General features: G+C 48.5%; 17 protein-coding genes. 10 read left to right on the top strand and 7 right to left on the bottom strand.

The features are described 5' to 3' along the window. Positions 1-80: 80 nt before the first annotated feature. On the top strand, positions 81-647 hold the full coding sequence (locus KNO61_RS13930) for a TetR/AcrR family transcriptional regulator (protein ID WP_214873636.1): 567 nt from the start codon (positions 81-83) through the stop codon (positions 645-647). Positions 648-679: 32 nt separating this feature from the next. Then, positions 680-3,832 (top strand): efflux RND transporter permease subunit, encoded by a 3,153-nt coding sequence (locus KNO61_RS13925; protein ID WP_214873634.1) that lies wholly within the window; start codon positions 680-682, stop codon positions 3,830-3,832. Between the two features lie 44 nt (positions 3,833-3,876). Here KNO61_RS13925 and KNO61_RS13920 read toward each other — a convergent pair whose 3' ends face one another. After that, entirely contained in the window at positions 3,877-4,614 is a 738-nt protein-coding gene (locus KNO61_RS13920) for a YwqG family protein (protein WP_078146077.1), read from the bottom strand. A 149-nt stretch (positions 4,615-4,763) separates the two neighbouring features. On the opposite strand from KNO61_RS13920, the gene KNO61_RS13915 reads away from it, so the two are divergent. The 6 genes from KNO61_RS13915 to KNO61_RS13890 all read left to right on the top strand — a co-directional run bounded on the left by KNO61_RS13915 (position 4,764) and on the right by KNO61_RS13890 (position 10,138). Then, entirely contained in the window at positions 4,764-5,117 is a 354-nt protein-coding gene (locus KNO61_RS13915) for a CidA/LrgA family protein (protein WP_214685057.1), read from the top strand. After that, on the top strand, positions 5,114-5,788 hold the full coding sequence (locus KNO61_RS13910) for an LrgB family protein (protein ID WP_214685055.1): 675 nt from the start codon (positions 5,114-5,116) through the stop codon (positions 5,786-5,788). Before KNO61_RS13915 ends, KNO61_RS13910 begins: the two co-directional genes overlap by 4 nt. A 97-nt stretch (positions 5,789-5,885) precedes the next feature. Further along, positions 5,886-7,124 carry a peptidase T gene (gene pepT / locus KNO61_RS13905; RefSeq protein ID WP_214873632.1) on the top strand — a complete coding sequence of 413 codons (1,239 nt, stop codon included), beginning with the start codon at positions 5,886-5,888 and terminating at the stop codon, positions 7,122-7,124. Positions 7,125-7,176: 52 nt separating this feature from the next. Next, a complete protein-coding gene (locus KNO61_RS13900) occupies positions 7,177-7,641 on the top strand; it encodes an SACOL1771 family peroxiredoxin (protein ID WP_078146074.1) in 465 nt (154 codons plus the stop codon). Further along, entirely contained in the window at positions 7,628-8,347 is a 720-nt protein-coding gene (locus KNO61_RS13895) for a DNA/RNA nuclease SfsA (RefSeq protein ID WP_214757596.1), read from the top strand. The genes KNO61_RS13900 and KNO61_RS13895 overlap by 14 nt, the downstream gene beginning before the upstream one ends. Before the next feature lie 165 nt (positions 8,348-8,512). Next, positions 8,513-10,138 (top strand): ABC-F family ATP-binding cassette domain-containing protein, encoded by a 1,626-nt coding sequence (locus KNO61_RS13890; protein WP_015880408.1) that lies wholly within the window; start codon positions 8,513-8,515, stop codon positions 10,136-10,138. A 30-nt stretch (positions 10,139-10,168) separates the two neighbouring features. On the opposite strand, the gene KNO61_RS13885 is transcribed toward KNO61_RS13890, so the two are convergent. After that, positions 10,169-10,918 carry a FixH family protein gene (locus tag KNO61_RS13885; RefSeq protein WP_214757598.1) on the bottom strand — a complete coding sequence of 250 codons (750 nt, stop codon included), beginning with the start codon at positions 10,916-10,918 and terminating at the stop codon, positions 10,169-10,171. Between the two features lie 265 nt (positions 10,919-11,183). On the opposite strand from KNO61_RS13885, the gene KNO61_RS13880 reads away from it, so the two are divergent. Beyond that, positions 11,184-12,374 carry a LysM peptidoglycan-binding domain-containing protein gene (locus KNO61_RS13880; protein WP_214757600.1) on the top strand — a complete coding sequence of 397 codons (1,191 nt, stop codon included), beginning with the start codon at positions 11,184-11,186 and terminating at the stop codon, positions 12,372-12,374. A gap of 65 nt (positions 12,375-12,439) precedes the next feature. Continuing rightward, the gene (locus KNO61_RS13875; protein WP_214685047.1) at positions 12,440-12,703 is read left to right on the top strand and encodes an LlsX family protein; all 264 of its coding nucleotides are present in this window, start codon (positions 12,440-12,442) and stop codon (positions 12,701-12,703) included. Between the two features lie 26 nt (positions 12,704-12,729). On the opposite strand, the gene KNO61_RS13870 is transcribed toward KNO61_RS13875, so the two are convergent. From KNO61_RS13870 to KNO61_RS13850, 5 genes are all read right to left on the bottom strand, one after another. Further along, positions 12,730-13,167: a hypothetical protein gene (locus tag KNO61_RS13870; protein ID WP_214685045.1), complete on the bottom strand. Its 438-nt coding sequence runs from the start codon at positions 13,165-13,167 to the stop codon at positions 12,730-12,732. Continuing rightward, positions 13,164-14,489, bottom strand: coding sequence for a PepSY-associated TM helix domain-containing protein (locus KNO61_RS13865; protein ID WP_214688927.1), 1,326 nt, complete (start codon positions 14,487-14,489; stop codon positions 13,164-13,166). The genes KNO61_RS13870 and KNO61_RS13865 overlap by 4 nt, the downstream gene beginning before the upstream one ends. Before the next feature lie 216 nt (positions 14,490-14,705). Continuing rightward, complete coding sequence (gene aceA, locus KNO61_RS13860) at positions 14,706-15,974, bottom strand: isocitrate lyase (RefSeq protein ID WP_214873630.1); 1,269 nt, start codon at positions 15,972-15,974, stop codon at positions 14,706-14,708. A gap of 75 nt (positions 15,975-16,049) precedes the next feature. Beyond that, a complete protein-coding gene (locus tag KNO61_RS13855; protein ID WP_015880380.1) occupies positions 16,050-16,346 on the bottom strand; it encodes a hypothetical protein in 297 nt (98 codons plus the stop codon). Then, positions 16,343-18,526, bottom strand: coding sequence for a malate synthase G (locus KNO61_RS13850; protein WP_371816603.1), 2,184 nt, complete (start codon positions 18,524-18,526; stop codon positions 16,343-16,345). The genes KNO61_RS13855 and KNO61_RS13850 overlap by 4 nt, the downstream gene beginning before the upstream one ends. Positions 18,527-18,574: the final 48 nt, after the last annotated feature.

Genomic DNA, 18,574 nt, shown 5'->3' with positions numbered 1-18,574 from the left:
CATTTCTTGACTTCAAAAGAATGGGGACGATATAGTAAAATCAAACAAACCGTCTGGTCGGTACAGAAAGAGGTGAAGATATGTCAAACCGATCGAACGTTACAAAGCAAAAGCTGTTGGATGCGGCAACCGACATCATCATGAACCACGGCGTGCATCAACTTACCTTAGATGAAGTCGCCAAGACTGCGGGTGTATCTAAAGGGGGACTTCTTTATCATTATCCTTCAAAAGAAGCGTTGATGACGGCGATGGTCGAACGATTACAACAAGAACAAAACGAGCTATATGCTTCATTGCAAGATGAAGGCCATGGACCTATCGAGGCATTCGTTCGTCTATTTGATGAAACGAAGTTGCATCCTGAGCGTGCTGCCATCCAAATCGACGTCGAGAAAATGATTGCATTTCTCACGTTGTTCGAAGTCGACCAAGAGTACGCCAATCGTTGGAAACATGATTTGGATACGTTCTTCGCACAGTTCCAACAAACGGCTGATCCGGTGGAAACGATGATCATTCGTTATGCACTCGAAGGTATGATGATGTCCGAACACTTCGGTGTCGGCGTTCCCCCTGCCGAACTCAAACAAGCGATTATCGCACGCTTGATTGAACGAGCCCACGACATCGATCGTGAGTCATAAAACAACATAACAATAGAGGAGATTAAAAACCCATGCAGAAAATCACGTCCTTCTCCGTCAACAACAAGTTTGCGGTTTGGTTGATGACGATCATCTTGACGGCCGCCGGTCTTTTCGCCGGTCTGACGATGAAGCTCGAGACGTTACCGGACATTACGACTCCGACCGTCTCGGTCACAACCATTTATCCAGGTGCATCCCCTGAACAAGTGCTCGAAGAAGTCAGCACCGTGTTAGAAGATCGTCTTCAGAATTTAAATGGTGTGGAACAAGTTCGCTCTTCGTCATTCCAAAACGCTTCGAACATCCAAATCGATTACGATTTCAGCACCGATATGGATGAAGCGGAACAACAAGTCAAAGATGCGTTAAGCAACGTCGAATTGCCGGAGTCGGCACAAGAACCACAAGTGTCGCGTCTCAGTTTCGACGCTTTCCCGGTAATCGGGGCTGCCATCTCGGATGAGAGTCTTGATTTGGCCGAATTGACAAAACTCGTCGAGGAAGAAGTGCAGCCTGCTCTTGAAGGAGTGGAAGGTGCGCAAACCGTCCAAATTGCAGGGCAAGAGATTCGCCGCGTCGAACTTCAATTCGACCAAGAAGCGCTCGCAGAATACAATTTGACAGAAGACACGGTCAAACAATTGATTCAAGCGAATGACGCTCGGATTGCGCTCGGGTTATATGAATTAGGGGATACGGAGCAAGCGGTCGTCATCGACGGCAAGTCGGAGACACTCGAAGCGTTCCGCGACATCCAAATCCCTTACTCACCAGCACAATCAACGCCGACGACACCGTCTGCCCCGACTGAATTGCCACCTGGTCAAACGCCAGACGTGCCAACAGAGGTCCCGACGGAAACACCATCGGCATTACCACCGAACGTTCCGACGACGGCTCCGACTGTCGCGTTGAGTGAACTTGCGACAATCGAGGACAAAGGAATCGAAGAATCGATTTCTCGCTCGAACGGTGAACGTTCAATTGGCGTACAAGTGACGAAGACACAAGATGCGAACACGGTCGATGTCGTCAACGCCGTCAAAGAAGTATTGAATGACTTCGAAGCTGAAAACGATACGGCGAATGTATCGATCACACTCGACCAAGGACAACCGATTGAAGAGTCGGTCGAAACGATGTTGTCTAAAGCATTACTTGGTGGGTTGTTCGCTATCCTCATCATCTTAGTGTTCTTACGTAACTTCCGATCGACGATCATCGCCGTCATCTCGATCCCGTTGTCGCTTCTCATGGCACTCATCGTCTTGAAGCAATTGGACATCACGTTGAACATCATGACGCTCGGTGCGATGACCGTTGCGATTGGTCGCGTCGTCGATGACTCCATCGTCGTCATCGAGAACATTTACCGTCGACTCACGCGTTCGAACGAACCACTTCGCGGTAAAGAGTTGATTATCGCGGCAACAAAAGAAGTATTCATCCCGATCGCCTCGTCGACCATCGTCACGATTGCAGTATTCTTGCCGCTTGGATTTGTCACTGGTTTTGTCGGTGAACTGTTCTTGCCGTTCGCATTGACGGTCGTCTTCGCATTACTCGCTTCGTTACTCGTGGCGATCACGGTCGTACCAATGATGGCCGACTCGTTCTTTAAAAACCGCGACAAGTTGAAACCAGAAGAAGGTCCAGGCAAGCTCGCGGAATGGTATCGTGGCGTCTTGAACTGGTCACTGAACCATAAACTCGTCGTGTTCGGTCTCGCGACTGCCCTATTGATTGGTAGCTTTGCCCTTGTCCCAGCGATTGGGGTCAACTTCTTGAATCAGGATTCGGAGAAGACGTTGTTCGTCACGTTCGACCCAGAACCTGGTCAAACACTTGAAGATTCGATTGCCGCAGCAGAAGTGGCAGAAGAATACTTCATGGAAGAACAACCGAACGCAACCGATGTTCAGTTCACGGTCGGTGGAGAGAACCCGCTGAACCCCGGAAACAACAAACAAGGAATCTTCATCGTTCAATATGATCCAGATACGGAAGACTTCGCGGATGTGAAGTTAGCTGATATCGAGAAATTGAACGAACTCGCTTCGAACGGGGAATGGAAAGAACAAGACTTCTCAGGTGGCGGCGCAACGAGCGGTGTCACATACAACGTCTATGCCAACTCCCTTGAAGATTTAGAAGCCATCGTGCCGACTTTCATCGAAACGATTGAAGAGGAAACGGATTATGTCCGTCAAGCGACATCTGACTTACGTGAGTCCTATGTACAATACACGTTCAACGTCGACCAACAGGCCGCTGCAGAAGCCGGTGTGTCGGCAGGTCAAATCGCGCAAGTCATCAGTCAGTTTCAGGCACCAGAAAGTCCACTTACAAGTGTCACAGTGGATGACAAACAGTTAGACGTCGTCATCCCGAGCGAGCAAGTGACGTATGACAGTGTCGATGACCTGCAAGCACAAGAAATCACGACACCGTTCGGACCACGCCCGATTTCAGACTTCATTGAAATCGAAGAAGGCACAACACCGGACACACTCGTCGAGCGGGACGGAAAACTGCTTGCGCAAGTAAGTGTTGAACTCAGCACAGATAAAGCGACAGAAGCGTCTGCTGCGATTGAAGAACGCGTATCGGACATCGAGCTCCCATCTGGCGTCTCGTATGATGTCGGCGGTGTAACGGAACAGATTCAAGAATCGTTCACTCAGCTCGGTCTTGCGATGCTCGCCGCGATCGCCATCGTATACTTGGTTCTCGTCATCACATTCGGTGGGGCACTCACGCCATTCGTCGTGTTGTTCTCACTTCCGTATGCGATTATCGGGGGACTCGTCGCCCTTCTCATCACGGGTGAAACGATTTCGGTTTCTGCCTTGATCGGGGCACTCATGTTGATCGGGATTGTCGTCACGAACGCCATCGTTTTGATTGACCGCGTCATTCATAAAGAAGAAGCTGGTTTATCAACACGTGAAGCGTTACTTGAGGCAGCGGGCACACGCCTTCGCCCAATCTTGATGACCGCACTCGCGACAATCGGTGCACTCGCACCACTCGCACTCGGTCTCGAGGGTGGCGCACTCATCTCGAAAGGTCTCGGGGTCACCGTGATTGGCGGACTCACAAGTTCGACACTTCTCACGTTGCTCATCGTACCAATCGTCTATGAGTTCTTCGCACGATTCCGTAAGAAAAAACAAGCATAATCAAAAGAGAGTCGACTCATTCGAGTCGGCTCCCTTTTTTGCGTTCAATAACACTGCATAATGATTTCGGTTTCTCCAAACCGTTTGGCACGGAGAGCATCTTCCGGAATGAGAAAATAGAGAATACCTGCATCCCCGAACATGACGTCTAACTCTTCAGACGTGTCCATTTGAAACAATAGGAAAGGATGATCGAATCGTTCCCCATATGTTTCTTGTATCTCTTCAAAAACGTCACCTTGCACTTCACTCGGATGTCCACCGATTGCATGAAGTTCTTCTTGTTCGAATCGTTCGAGTAACCGATCGTACATCTCTTCGTCGAGCAGCTCATATAAACTGTATTCATTCTCTGCATAGCTTTCTTTAAAGGAAACGGCACGTTCATTTAATGCTTCCCCAACTCGCACTCGCTCAAGTTTCGATTCTTCAGTAAACAGAACACGCCAAAGATGACGTTCATCCACATCTCCCCAAGGTTGTTCTTCTAAATCATAGAAGAAAGACAACACCCCTTCTTTCGGGAGTGCATCTACGGATTCAAACTCAGCTAAATCACTTAAACGAAACTGAGCTAAAAACGTCATATTCTCTCCAGGATGCAAGTCTGCGTGTGGTAAGTCAGGATATCCGCCAAACTTAGAATGGCCAACCGCTACTTCTTCCCTTGTTGTCCGTGGCAAAGTTGTCAAATTGACCCGCTTTGTGAACGCATGTAAAATGTCTTCCCTGTTTTGTAATCCATGCTCTTGAATAAATTGCTCAATCGTTTTTAGTTCCATCTCGGCACCCCGCTTGTTTATGATAGATGTAGTATAGCATCCCGAACGTATGTACCCCTTACCTTTTTTGTTATACCCTTTTCTTGACCTCTCTCGTTGAATTTGAGAAGATTCATACGTTTTGAATGACGTGAAAGGAAGTCATGTATATGAAATTATTAAAATGGATGATTGGGCTCGCTCTTTTATTCGGATTGAGCACGCTCGGAAACTGGATTGTTGAGACGTTCTCGTGGAAAGTACCAGGCAGCGTCATCGGCATGGTGCTGTTGCTCATTCTCTTAGTAACAAAAGTCATTCGCGTGGAATGGATTGAGGACAGTGCCGGATATTTGACGAAGCATCTCGCCTTCTTCTTCATCCCTATTGCCGTCGGCCTTATGGCGTACGGCACGTTGTTAAAAGCTGCCGGCATCCCGCTCCTTATCACGTTACTCGCCAGCATGGCGGTGGGTATGGTCGTGACCGCGTTTGTTTCCGGGAAAGAAGGTGAGACATCATGACATACGTTTGGATCGGATCGACGATTCTCGTGTATTCGCTCAGTCGTCGACTTTCCATGAAGTGGGCATCTCCGTTCACCAATGTCGTCTTCTTAAGTACAGCGATTTTGATTCTTCTGTTACTCGTGACAGGACAGTCCTATGATGCGTATGAACCGGCTACCGATCTCATCACCATCTTACTCGGACCAGCGACGGTCGCCCTCGGATTACCGCTCTATCGCAACTTACCTGTACTACTCGCACGGGCAAAGCGAGCACTGAGCGCGATTGTCATCGGGTCACTTTCCACAATCTTCGTGGCTGTACTTTTCGGCAAGTTATTTTCTTTCACCGAAAACGTATTGATTGCACTATCGGTCAAATCGGCAACGTCCCCGATTGCCCTTGAATTGGCTCGACAACTAGAGGGGGATGCAACACTTGCGGCCTCGATCGCCGTTGCCTGCGGTATTTTAGGGGCGATGCTCGGACCGGTCTTATTGACGTGGATTCGTATGGACGACCCGTTCACGCGTGGACTCACACTCGGCACAATCAGTCACGGGATTGGGACCGCTCAGGCGGCAACGGAACATCCGTTGTCCGGTGCAACAGGTGGTGCCGCAATGGGATTGACCGCAATCTTCACCTCGTTTATCTTGCCGATTCTATATCCGTTTCTCTTTTGAACAGGTCGCGTCCATCGATGGGCGCGACTTTTTTGTTTCGACTTCGATTGCGCGTGATAAACTAATGAAGATGAAACTTATTAGAGGAGGGCAATCCATGCAAGCAAAATTAATTGAACGCTTAATGACGTACGCGAAGATTGATACACAGTCGGATTTCACAAGTACGATAACACCATCGACGGCCAAACAATGGGATTTGATTCGCCATTTGGAGAAAGAATTAAAAGAACTCGGTCTGACAGACGTCGAGACGGACGAATACGGGTATCTCTTCGCCACACTTCCGAGTAACGTCGATCATGATGTACCGACTATCGGCTTCCTTGCCCACGTCGATACGGCGACCGATTTCACAGGAACGAACGTCTCCCCTCAACTCGTCGAGCATTATGAAGGTGGCGACATCGTCTTGAACGAGTCGCTTCATGTCGTGTTATCACCAAAAGACTTCCCAGAACTGGACGGGTATGTCGGGCATACGCTCATGACAACGGACGGCACGACACTCCTCGGTGCGGACGATAAAGCAGGAATCGCTGAAATCGTCACAGCGATCGAATACTTATTGGCTCATCCTGAGATTCCACACGGGCCGGTCCGCATCGCCTTCACACCGGATGAAGAAATCGGACGTGGACCACATAAATTCGATGTCGCCCGATTCAATGCGGACTTCGCTTACACGATGGACGGCGGTCCACTTGGAGAGTTGCAGTATGAGAGTTTCAACGCAGCCGGTGCGACCGTCACCTTCCACGGGACGAACGTGCACCCAGGTAGCGCCAAGAACAAGATGGTCAACTCGATGAAGCTCGCGATGGCGTTCCAAAACCGTTTGCCTGCTGATGAGGCACCGGAACGGACGAGCAACTACGAAGGATTCTTCCACTTGAACGGCTTCAATGGGGACGTCGAGAAGACGACGCTTCAATACATCATCCGCGATCACGACAAACAGAAGTTCGAAGCGCGTAAAGCGTTGATGGAGAAGCTTGTCCTCGAATGGAAACAAAAATACGGGGAAGAACGGATTGAACTCCAGATGGAAGACCAGTATTACAACATGGCTGAGAAAATCGAGCCGGTCAAACACATCGTCGATACCGTCGCTGATGTCATGCGTGGTCTTGGCATCGAACCGAAGATCGAACCGATTCGTGGTGGGACAGACGGATCGCAACTTTCTTACATGGGCCTTCCGACGCCGAACATCTTCACAGGTGGCGAAAACTATCACGGGAAGTTTGAATACATCTCTGTGAACAACATGGAAAAAGCAACAACGGTTATCATCGAAACACTTCGCACATTCGCGAAGCGCGCACAAGCATAACACATGCGCCTCCAATCGTTCTCTTTTACACTAGAGACATTGGAGGCGATTTTTGATGAAGCATACATTTAGCATGAACCTCGGCTGGGATGGCGGACGAAATGACGTCGGTACCCTCGAGGCCGAGCGATTAAAGACACAGATTTCGATCCCACCCGAGATGGACGGTCCCGGAGTCGGCACGAATCCGGATGAGATGTTACTCGGGGCAGCGGCCACGTGTTATATCATTACCCTCGCAGCCGTACTCGGACGGAGTGACCTGACTCACCGTGGCATCACGATTGATGCGGAAGGCATCGTCGATGTGACGAACGGCATCTTCACTTACGAGACGATTCGCTATGCGACAACGATTCAAGTACCTACAGAGATGACGGATCGAGAGATCACACTTGTTGAACGCATCGCGAAAAAAGCGAAAGATCAATGTATGATTTCACGCGCACTCGCAGGAAATGTAGCATTTGAGTTGAATACCGTCATTTCACGTAAAAGTGGCAATGATTTTATTTGAAGAACCTTTGAAAAAAGCGATAATTGTAAACAGACGTAATCGCTTTGTCATGGACGTACTCGTTGATGATTTGCTCACGCCTTGCCATTGTCCTGTAACAGGAAGGATTGGAGATATTATATTTGAAAACATCCCCTGCCTCGTCTCAGAAACCTATGACTCGAATCGTAAAACTCGCTTTACAGTCGAAGCCATTTCAGTCGATGGTGAACAATGGATTGGAATCAATCAAGGTCGTGTAAACGACTATGTTGAAGCTTTCTTACTCGAGAACCAGCTTGATGCTTTCTCAACCCCGAGGGGAATCAAACGTGAAATAGTAACTGACGGTGCACGGATCGATTTTCAGATTGATGGAATCTTCATGGAAGTGAAGGCTCCGCTCAGCGAACTACTCACTATTCCTCTCCCACACTTTAAACGTAGACGAGTGAAACGACCCATCGAAACAGAACGTTTGATTCGTCATCTCTACGCTCTGATTTCCACTCTACCCCAAACCGGAAGAGCAGTCCTCTTATATGTTTTTTTATATGACGCACCAATTTATACCGGTAATCCCAACCGAAAACAAGACCATCTAATTCGTCAATTGATTAACGATGCGATACCTTCCGGATTAGAAATATGGCAACTGAACTGCACTATTTCCCCTGAAGGAATTCGTTTACTTCGTTGCTTTGACACAACGTCTCACTTCAAGTAACCAAATGTATTAAGTGAAACGTTATGTTTTTACTAAACATATGATATGTTGGGAATTACCGAATAGAGTCATTTTTCACTTCCACTCTTTACGCGACTGCGCGTTTTTCAAAAACGTGATACAATACACGTCGTAAACTAATCAGAAAAACGAGGGATACCATACATGATTACAGTAAATAACGTCAGCCTACAATTTGGCGGTCGCAAGTTGTTTGAAGAGGTGAACATCAAGTTCACGCCAGGCAACTGTTACGGATTGATCGGTGCGAACGGTGCCGGAAAATCGACATTCTTAAAGATTTTATCAGGTGAACAAGATACGACGACGGGTGATGTCAGCATCACACCGGGCGAACGTCTCGCCGTCCTCAAACAGGACCACTACGCGTATGAGGACAGTGCAGTTCTCGAGACCGTCATCATGGGTCACGAGCGTCTCTACAAAGTAATGAAAGAAAAAGACGCCATCTACATGAAAGAAGACTTCTCAGATGAAGACGGGATGCGCGCAGCTGAACTCGAAGGAGAATTCGCTGAGTTGAACGGTTGGGAAGCAGAGTCGGAAGCCTCGATGGTCCTCCAAGGTCTTGGTATCTCTGAAGCGCTCCACCAGAAACAAATGAGCGAACTCACAGGTGGGGAGAAAGTCAAAGTCCTTCTTGCCCAAGCGCTCTTCGGTAAGCCAGATATCCTCCTCTTAGACGAGCCGACCAACGGACTTGACCTAAAAGCGATTCAATGGTTAGAAGAATTCTTGATCAACTTTGAAAACACAGTCATCGTCGTTTCCCACGACCGTCACTTCTTGAACAAAGTCTGTACGCACATGGCCGACCTCGACTTTGGAAAAATCCAATTGTATGTCGGGAACTACGACTTCTGGTATGAGTCTAGCCAACTCGCTACACGTATGGCGGCAGACCAGAACAAGAAGAAAGAAGAGAAAATCAAAGAGCTTCAAAACTTCATCGCACGTTTCAGCTCGAACGCATCGAAAGCACGTCAAGCGACGTCTCGTAAGAAGTTGCTCGATAAGATCACACTTGATGACATCCGTCCGTCGTCACGTCGTTATCCGTTCGTCGGATTCACGATGGAGCGCGAGATCGGAAACGATGTTCTCTATGTCGATAACGTATCGAAGACGATCGATGGTGTAAAAGTACTCGACAACGTCACGTTCTCACTCAACAAGACGGACAAAGTCGCATTCGTCGGTCGTTCGGACGTTGCCATCACGACACTCTTCAAAATTCTCATGGGTGAGATGGAGCCAGACACAGGGTCAGTCAAATGGGGCGTCACGACAACTCAGTCATACTTCCCGAAAGACAATTCGGAGTACTTCGAGGGCTCAGAAAAGAGCATCCTCGACTGGTTGCGCCAGTTCTCACCTGCCGATGAGTCAGACACGTTCCTTCGTGGATTCCTTGGCCGCATGCTCTTCTCAGGTGAAGAAGTCATGAAGAAGGCGTCTGTCCTCTCAGGAGGAGAAAAAGTACGCTGCATGCTCTCGAAGATGATGCTCTCGAACTCGAACGTACTCGTCCTTGACGATCCGACGAACCACTTGGATCTCGAATCGATCACAGCACTCAACAACGGTCTCGAGTCGTTCAAAGGCGTGCTTCTCTTCAGCTCACATGACCATCAGCTCATCTCGACGATCGCGACACGCATCATCGAAGTGACTCCGAATGGCATCGTGGACAAAGAAGCAACATACGATGAGTACTTGGAGAACGAAGCGCTTCAACAACAAGTTGAATCCCTTTACCAAAATGCATAATAAAAAATCGGCTCAACGTGAGCCGATTTTTTATTTAACGTTTACCGTCTCCATGACGTGCTCATGAATATCATGACCTTTCGTGACATGGACTTGAACGTTGTATGCGCCTGATTCAGCAAAGGTGTGTGCACCTTTATACATCCCAGTATCTGCTTCCTCTAACTTCACCCACTCATGCTTCTCTGCCCCGTCTTGGAAGATTTCGAGTTGTACTTCCGCCCCTGCGAGCATCTCGTCTTCAATCATGACGTGTACCATGAATGGTTGTTCTTCCCCTGCTGTCGCCTCTTTCGGATCAAGCGTGATATCCGCTCCAGCGTGGTGATGATGCTCACTCTCTTCTTCTGCTTCAGCAGCCGTTTCTGGATGTCCAACCGTCACGTTTGTCGTCGGCATGGTGTGCATCGAACGCGCTGACACGTGAACCTGGACCGTATAGACCGCTTCTTCCGCGAACGTCGTCTCCGCTTCATAGACACCGTCTTTCGTGAGTGACGCCTTGATCATCTCACTTTCTTCCTTCGCATCGTTCTTCCATACTTCGAACTTGATTTCATCCGCATCGTCTACAGGTTGACCATCTTGCGTGACTGTTACTGATAAAGGTACCGCCTCTCCCTTTTCAGCCGTTGCCTCTACCGTCAACTCTGCCTCGACCGGTTCCATTGACTGTGGAACAGCCGCGCTCTCCGCTTCTTTCTCAGTACCACACGCACCGAGTACGAACAACCCGATGAGTCCAAACACGACCCCAAACCGTGTCATCATCTTTTTCATCATAAGTCCTCCTTATAAATCGCTTACATCTTTCACACATTGTTCATGATACCATCTCTTTCCAAAAAGAGTGTGAGCATTCTGTGATATATCCCACGATACATTCTCACAAATTTCACACATATAGTTGAATCAAAATTTATTGAGTACATTTCCGAATTTTAGTCCATCATTTCTAAAAAGGGGTATATAAAATATATCAAGGTCAATCATTTGGAAAGTCTTAACATCAAGAGAGTTACATCATGAATGGAGGCGAATTCAGATGAAACGTAAGGTCATTCGTGGGGCGATGGCACTGTTCATCTTATTGGCGATGGTGATCACACAATCGATTTCCGTCAGTGCCGCCGCTTCAAAATTTGTCACGAGTGTGAACACGACGAGCAAGGTCGTCGCATTGACGTTCGATGACGGGGCAGACGGGGCGAACACGAACAAGATTTTAGACATTTTAGCAAAAAACAATGTCAAAGCCACTTTCTTTTTAACGGGGTCGGGCGCAAATAACCATCCACAGTACATTAAAAATATCGCCGCAAAAGGACATCAACTCGGAAATCACTCGTATACACACCCTGACTTCACCAAACTGACTGCCACGCAGATGAAATCCGAACTCGACCGCACGGAAGCTTTGATTAAATCGTTGACCGGAAAAACGACAAAACCGATTTTCAGAGCCCCTTTTGGTGCAGTGAATAGTACCGTATTGAGCGGTGTCGGGGCTTCAGGATACGGATACACGATTCAATGGAACATTGATACGGTTGACTGGAAAGGATTGACCGCGAGCCAAATCAACACGAAAGTTCAGACTAACATCAAACCGGGTTCAATCGTCTTGATGCATACCGGAGCCGGGGCCCCGGGTACACCGCTCGCACTCCCAACGATGATTTCACAACTCAAAGCAAAAGGGTACAAATTTGTCACGATCTCACAATTACTTGCATATCAAAACGCATCGACGAACAAAACGTATACCGTGAAGTCAGGTGATACGTTGTACAGTATCGCACGGACATACGGAGTCACCGTCTCGGCGCTTGCTGCCGCCAACAACATTACGAACTACAGCTTGATTTATGTAGGACAAGTGCTCATCATTCCAGGAACGACCGTTACACCACCTACGACGACCGTGAAATACACCGTGAAATCGGGCGACACACTCTACAAGATTGCGACGATGTACAATACGACCGTCGCAAAAATCGCAGCTGCCAATAACATCGCAAACGTCAACTCCATCTATGTCGGACAAGTGCTCGTCATCCCAGGTACGACGGTCACACCACCGACAACTACGGTAAAATACACGGTCAAATTAGGGGACACGCTGTACAAGATTGCGACGATGTATAACACAACTGTTGCGAAAATCGCGGCCGCCAACAATATCACGAACGTCAGCTTAATCAGTGTCGGGCAAGTGTTGACCATTCCGAAATGATTGCCTCGTGAATCTTTTCCTCAGCTTGTGACGTATCGTATACAAACAGGAAAAGAGGAAACGCTATGACTCGAACCGTAATCCGTGTCAGTACTACCGCATTCATCGGACTTTTGGTTTCAATTGCCACATTCTCGATTTTGATTTGGCTCGGTTATGAACAAGCACTCACATCCGGTGAGCCGATCCAATTCTTAACACGTGAGATTTATCAATTCGAGAAGGGAATCGGGGTCGCCAACCAGAATCAAATGGCCATCCTCGGTGCCGGATTTATGGGCATTGCCGTTCTCATTGGAGAGATCGGGATACGTCTTAAACGAAAGTAACCGCTGCATACGCAACGGTTACTTTTTTAATGCTGATGTTCACCACCATGGTCGTGTGAGTGAACGATTGGTTGCTGCAATTGGTCGATTTGGTCTTGCGGTACATCACCGACAATCATCCATGCGGACGGCGTATAGACCTTCTGCCCTTCATGGACCATGCCGTTCACTTGGTAGATTCCCTGATCGAGTTTCACGCTCGTCACGAGATAGCCATCCTTTTCTGTCACTTCATACGTCCGGGTCTCTTCCGAATCGTAAGGCGTGACTTGAATATGGCTTTCTGTCACACGTTCATCATTCGATATTTTCATCGCAAGCGTCGTCGAGCCAACTTCTACACGTTCAGGTACGATCAGTTGAATGCCAATCGGATCAACGGTGCGTTCTACTGGCTGAAGTTGACACGCACCTAACCAAATCGTCGCTAGGATGACAGGAAGGACTGCTTTAAATCGTTTCATGCCGCCACCTCCGCTTTCAACTTCCGGCGCCCGACTAACCAATCAAATAGGAGAACGACAAGAATACTGATCCCTGCGAGCGGTAATGTCACACCAAGAAGTAGAATCAAAATACCGACGATTCGTTTGATCCGTTCGTCCTCAAACCGCTTCATCTGTTCGATCGATCCGATTCTCCGTTTGCGCCACATCACGAACGAGCTGATGACCACGAAAATGAGACCTAGACAAAGTGCGACCCCAACCAATTGATTGAGCAAACCGAAGAGGCGACCTTCATGGAAGGCGATTCCGACCGTAATCAGTTTTCCGAGAACCCCGTAATCTGCGTATGTCACAGAGCTGAGTGTTTCACCACTGTATTGATCTAAGTTCACCGTCGCTTCTTTAAATGGATGTCCCGCTGCCGATGTGATAGTATAGACGCCTGTTTCGCCTTCCGGAAGCGAGATCGTGTACGGTCGATCAATCGTGGACTTGTTAACCACTTGATTCAAATCAATCGGCAACAGCGTACTTGGAGAAGAAGTTGGAACGAGATCTGCTTGGGTCGCCCAAGGTACGTCTTCTGCCACATCTTTTGTCGTCACGGTCGATTCCGGCTTGGTACCAAACGCATAGGCATACATCGGTGCTCCCGTGTTTGTCGACGAGGAAACCCACTGCAGCATCGCACCCGAAACGGATGACCAAGCCAACCCTGAACTGATAATGAGCACGAGGCCTAGCGATGACCATAAGGCGACGCTACCGTGCATCTGCTTCCACCACTGTCGTCCTTTCCCAAGCTTCGGCATAAGCATCCGAAGCGGATTCTTACCACGTGGCCAAAACAAGAATGTCCCCGTAATAAGAAGAATGATTGCCCAGGACGCCGCGAGTTCGACGACCCAGCTCCCGATTTGACCACCTAATAGTGTGCCATGAATCACAACTAATAAATCCATGCTACCTTCAGCAGACCGTGTTCCTAAAACTTCTGTCGTTTCTGGATGAATATATGTATACATCATCTCGTCTTCGTTCATCCAACCGATTCGAGTCGATTCACCTTCATCCGGCAAACGAATCGATGTGATCATCGCATCCGGATATTCTGTCATGAATGATTCCTTTTGGACTTCTATCGGCTGTTCTTCCGTGAAAGATGCCGTCATCATGTCTTTGTATTGCATCTTTGTTACTTGCGGTTCAAATAAATAAATGCTTCCTGTCACAGCCAAGATAATGAAAATCGGTGCAAATATGAGACCTGCATAAAAGTGCCAACGCCAAATCGCTTGATACCAAGCGTTACGTTTGTTTAACCGTTCCCCTTGCATGATGCTTCCCCCTTTATCATTGTGTCCAACTTGTGAACAGATTGAGTATACAAGGAATGGAAACGGTTTACTCTTACTATTTGTGGCAACTATTCGTCGAATTGAAGAAGTTAAAATGAATTTTGATTCATCTTTTTTTCACATATTCATCGAACTGATTCACACACTTTCACATAAAGAAAGAGACACCAACAAGTTGGCGTCTCCAAAATATGATCAATTTGTGAATTGCTCTGCTTCTGTCGATCCAGCCAGTGCAGTCGTTGATGATTGTCCACCTGAGATGACGAGCGAGACTTCATCGAAGTAACCCGTTCCGACTTCCCGTTGGTGACGTGTCGCCGTGTAACCATGTACTTCAGCCGCAAATTCTGCTTGTTGTAACTCCGAGTACGCTGCCATGCCGCGATCTTTGTACCCGCGTGCGAGCTCGAACATGCCGAAGTTGAGCGCGTGGAATCCAGCGAGTGTGACGAACTGGAACTTGTAGCCCATTGCACCGATTTCTTGTTGGAACGTGGCAATCTCTTCGTCTGACAATTTCTTCTTCCAGTTGAACGATGGCGAGCAGTTGTAAGCGAGAAGTTTGCCTGGATACTTCGCATGAATCGCTTCGGCAAATTGACGTGCCTCTGCTAAATCTGGTTCAGACGTCTCACACCAGACGAGATCTGCATACGGTACATAAGCGAGACCGCGAGCGATAGCTTGCTCGATACCAGCTTCCGTACGATAGAAGCCTTCCGGCGTACGCTCTCCAATGATGAACGGATGATCGATTGGGTCGATGTCGCTCGTGATCAAGTTCGCCGCGTGCGCATCTGTCCGCGCTACGATGATTGTCGGGACGCCCATGACGTCTGCCGCGAGCCGAGCCGAAATCAAGTTTTTCACAGCCGTCTGCGTCGGGAGCAACACCTTCCCACCGAGGTGACCACATTTCTTCTCAGACGAGAGCTGGTCTTCGAGGTGAACGCCGGCAGCACCTGCTTCGATCATCGCCTTCGTCAATTCGAATACGTTGAGCACCCCACCAAAACCGGCTTCCATATCCGCGACAATCGGTGCGAACCAATGCGTGTCGCCTTTCCCTTCTGCCGTTTGAATTTGGTCAGCACGTTGAAGCGCTTGGTTGATTCGTTTGACGACACTTGGTACCGAGTTGGCCGGATATAGACTTTGGTCCGGATACATGTGACCTGACAGGTTCGCATCCGCCGCTACTTGCCAACCACTCAAATAGATGGATTCGAGTCCTGCTTTTACTTGCTGAATCGCCTGGTTCCCTGTCAACGCACCGAGTGCATGGACGTAGTCACGCTCGTGCATCAATTGCCACAGGCGTTCCGCTCCCTTTGTCGCAAGCGTATGTTCAATCACGATAGACCCTCGTAATTTCATGACGTCTTCTACAGAGTATGGACGTTCTACCCCTTCAAATCGTTCTGACTTCCAGCTGTTCAACAATTCTTCACGTTGTTTCATCAATAAACCCTCCTGTATTATATTAATTTCATAAAAATAATTTTGTTATATAACAGATGGTGCAAATGAAATGATTTAGTCGAGGTAAGCGCAGCATTCCAACGCTGCCTTAAACGTCGAATGCTCCATCCCGCAGCAACGACAGACGTTTTCTTCGTCACGATCCTCTGGTTTGCGGAAAACGACGACTTCATCGATTGGCTCTTTCATGATTTGGAGCGAACCGTCTGCACGATCCAAGACGAGGCGCATCAAGTCGTTGCCGTATACGAATGCCGTATTCGCCAAAGATGCTGTCGATTCTCCAGATACGATGCGGCGGACGACCCAACGTTCAATCAACTGTTCGCTTTCCATTTTTTTCGTTGTCATGATGAGGTTCCTCCTTTTAAATTGAACTCCACAGTTTGTCGTTTCATAAATTCACGGCGGCGGCGATGTAAGATTGGTTCCGTATACCCGTTCGGCTGTTTCAACCCATGAAACACGAGTTCGTGGGCGGCTTGATAGGCGATCGACTGATCGACGTTCGGCGTCATCGGTCGATAATTCGGGTCTGACTCGTTTTGCTCATCGACGACTCGTGCCATCCGATAAAGGGTGACCTCGACTTGTTCTGCTGAACAGATGCCGTGATGCAACCAGTTGGCCACGTGTTGGCTCGAAATCCGGAGTGTCGCCCGGTCTTCCATCAGTCCGATATGGTGAATATCCGGCACTTTCGAACAACCGACACCTTGTTCGACCCAACGGACGACGTACCCGAGCAATCCTTGCAAGTTGTTCTCAAGCTCTTCATTGATCTCGTCTTGCGAATAGATGCGTGTCGCGAGCGGAATGTCGAGGAGTTGTTGTCTCTCATGTTTCGAATGAGGTTGCTTGATCAATTCTCGCTGTACATCAAAAGCATCGAGTTGATGATAGTGCATCGCATGGAGTGTCGCCGCGGTCGGTGAAGGTACCCATGCCGTCGTTGCCCCGGAGCGTACGTGTGCCAATTTTTCACGCATCATATCCTGCATTCGGTCGGGCATCGCCCACATCCCTTTTCCGATTTGTGCTTGATGATGGAACCCACTCTCGAGACCGATCCATACATTCAACCGTTCATATGCAGCGAGCCAAGGTGACGTCTTCATTTCTCCCTTCCGACGCATCGGTCCGAGCGTCATCGAGGAATGAATCTCGTCTCCCGTCCGGTCAAGGAAGCCCGTGTTGATGAAGACGACCCGTTCTTTTACTTGCGCGATACAATTTTTCAAGTTGAGCGACGTTCGTCTTTCTTCATCCATCACGCCGACTTTTAACGTATAGCGAGGAAGGTCCAGCAGATTTTCCACGGCATCAAACAAAACATTGGTGAATGCCACTTCTTCAGAGCCGTGCATTTTCGGCTTGACGATGTAAATCGATCCTTCCCGAGAGTTGAGACGACGATGAAGATGGCGACTTGCAATCAATGAAGTAAAGATGGCATCAACGATCCCCTCTGGTACCTCGCGACCTTCTGCATCAAGAATCAAGTCCGTCGTCATCAAGTGTCCAACGTTCCGAATGAACAAGAGCGCGCGTCCTGGGAGGACGACTTCCACCCCACCTTTTCCAAGCAAACGCTTGTCTTCGTTTAAACGCCGAGAGAGTCGCTTCCCGTCTTTTTGGAACGAGGCTTCAAGCGTCCCATCCATTAGACCGAGCCAATTACGATACAGATGAACTTTGTCTTCCGCGCAAACGGCTGCGACCGAGTCTTCACAATCCACGATTGCGGATAGGGCTGATTCGAGCTCGATGTCCATCAGTCCAGCAGGATCAATCTTTCCGATCGGATGCTCGCGGTCGAATTGAAGTTCAACGTGCAAGGCATTGTGCTGGAGCATTAACGTCTTCAACTCGTTCGGTTCCCCGGTGTAACCGACGAAAGAATCATCTGCGAACGAATGCTCGTCGTCCCCGATTACCGCATAAGCGACATCGTCACGAACGACGTATCGTGTCACTTCCTTGTGCGACCCTGATGGTAGCGGGAACGTGTCATCCAGAAACTGTTTCGCTAACCGAATGACCTCATTACCGCGAACGGGATTATATGCTCTCCCCTTTTCCATACCATCTGTCTCGTCAATCATGTCCGTCCCATAAAGAGCGTCGTAGAGACTTCCCCATCTGGCGTTGGCGGCATTGAGTGCATATCTGGCATTGTCTAACGGTACGACGAGTTGCGGTCCCGCTTGATGAGCGATTTCGCGATCGACATTCAACACGTCGATATTAAAATCTTCGACGACCGGTTCGATATAGCCGATCGACGTTAAAAATGTCTCGTATTCGATTGGATCGACTTCGTCTTGCCTGCTGTACCATTCCTGTAACAATCGCTCGAATGTCTTGCGCTGCTCTAGAAGTGTCTGATTCACTGGAATGAAACGCTCTAGAAGCGATTCGACCCCTTCCCAAAAATCATTGATTTCATGAGGTTCAAGAACGTTTTTATTCACAAATTCGAGCAGTTTCTCATGAATATGATACTTATCTAGTCGTTCATAGTGTTCCAAGCGTTCACATCCTCCTTTAACCATTGTTATATATCAGTTGGTTATAAT

This window comes from Exiguobacterium sp. s140, assembly GCF_018617035.1.
GTDB lineage: Bacteria > Bacillota > Bacilli > Exiguobacteriales > Exiguobacteriaceae > Exiguobacterium > Exiguobacterium profundum.
This window is presented reverse-complemented; position numbering and strand designations above follow the sequence as displayed.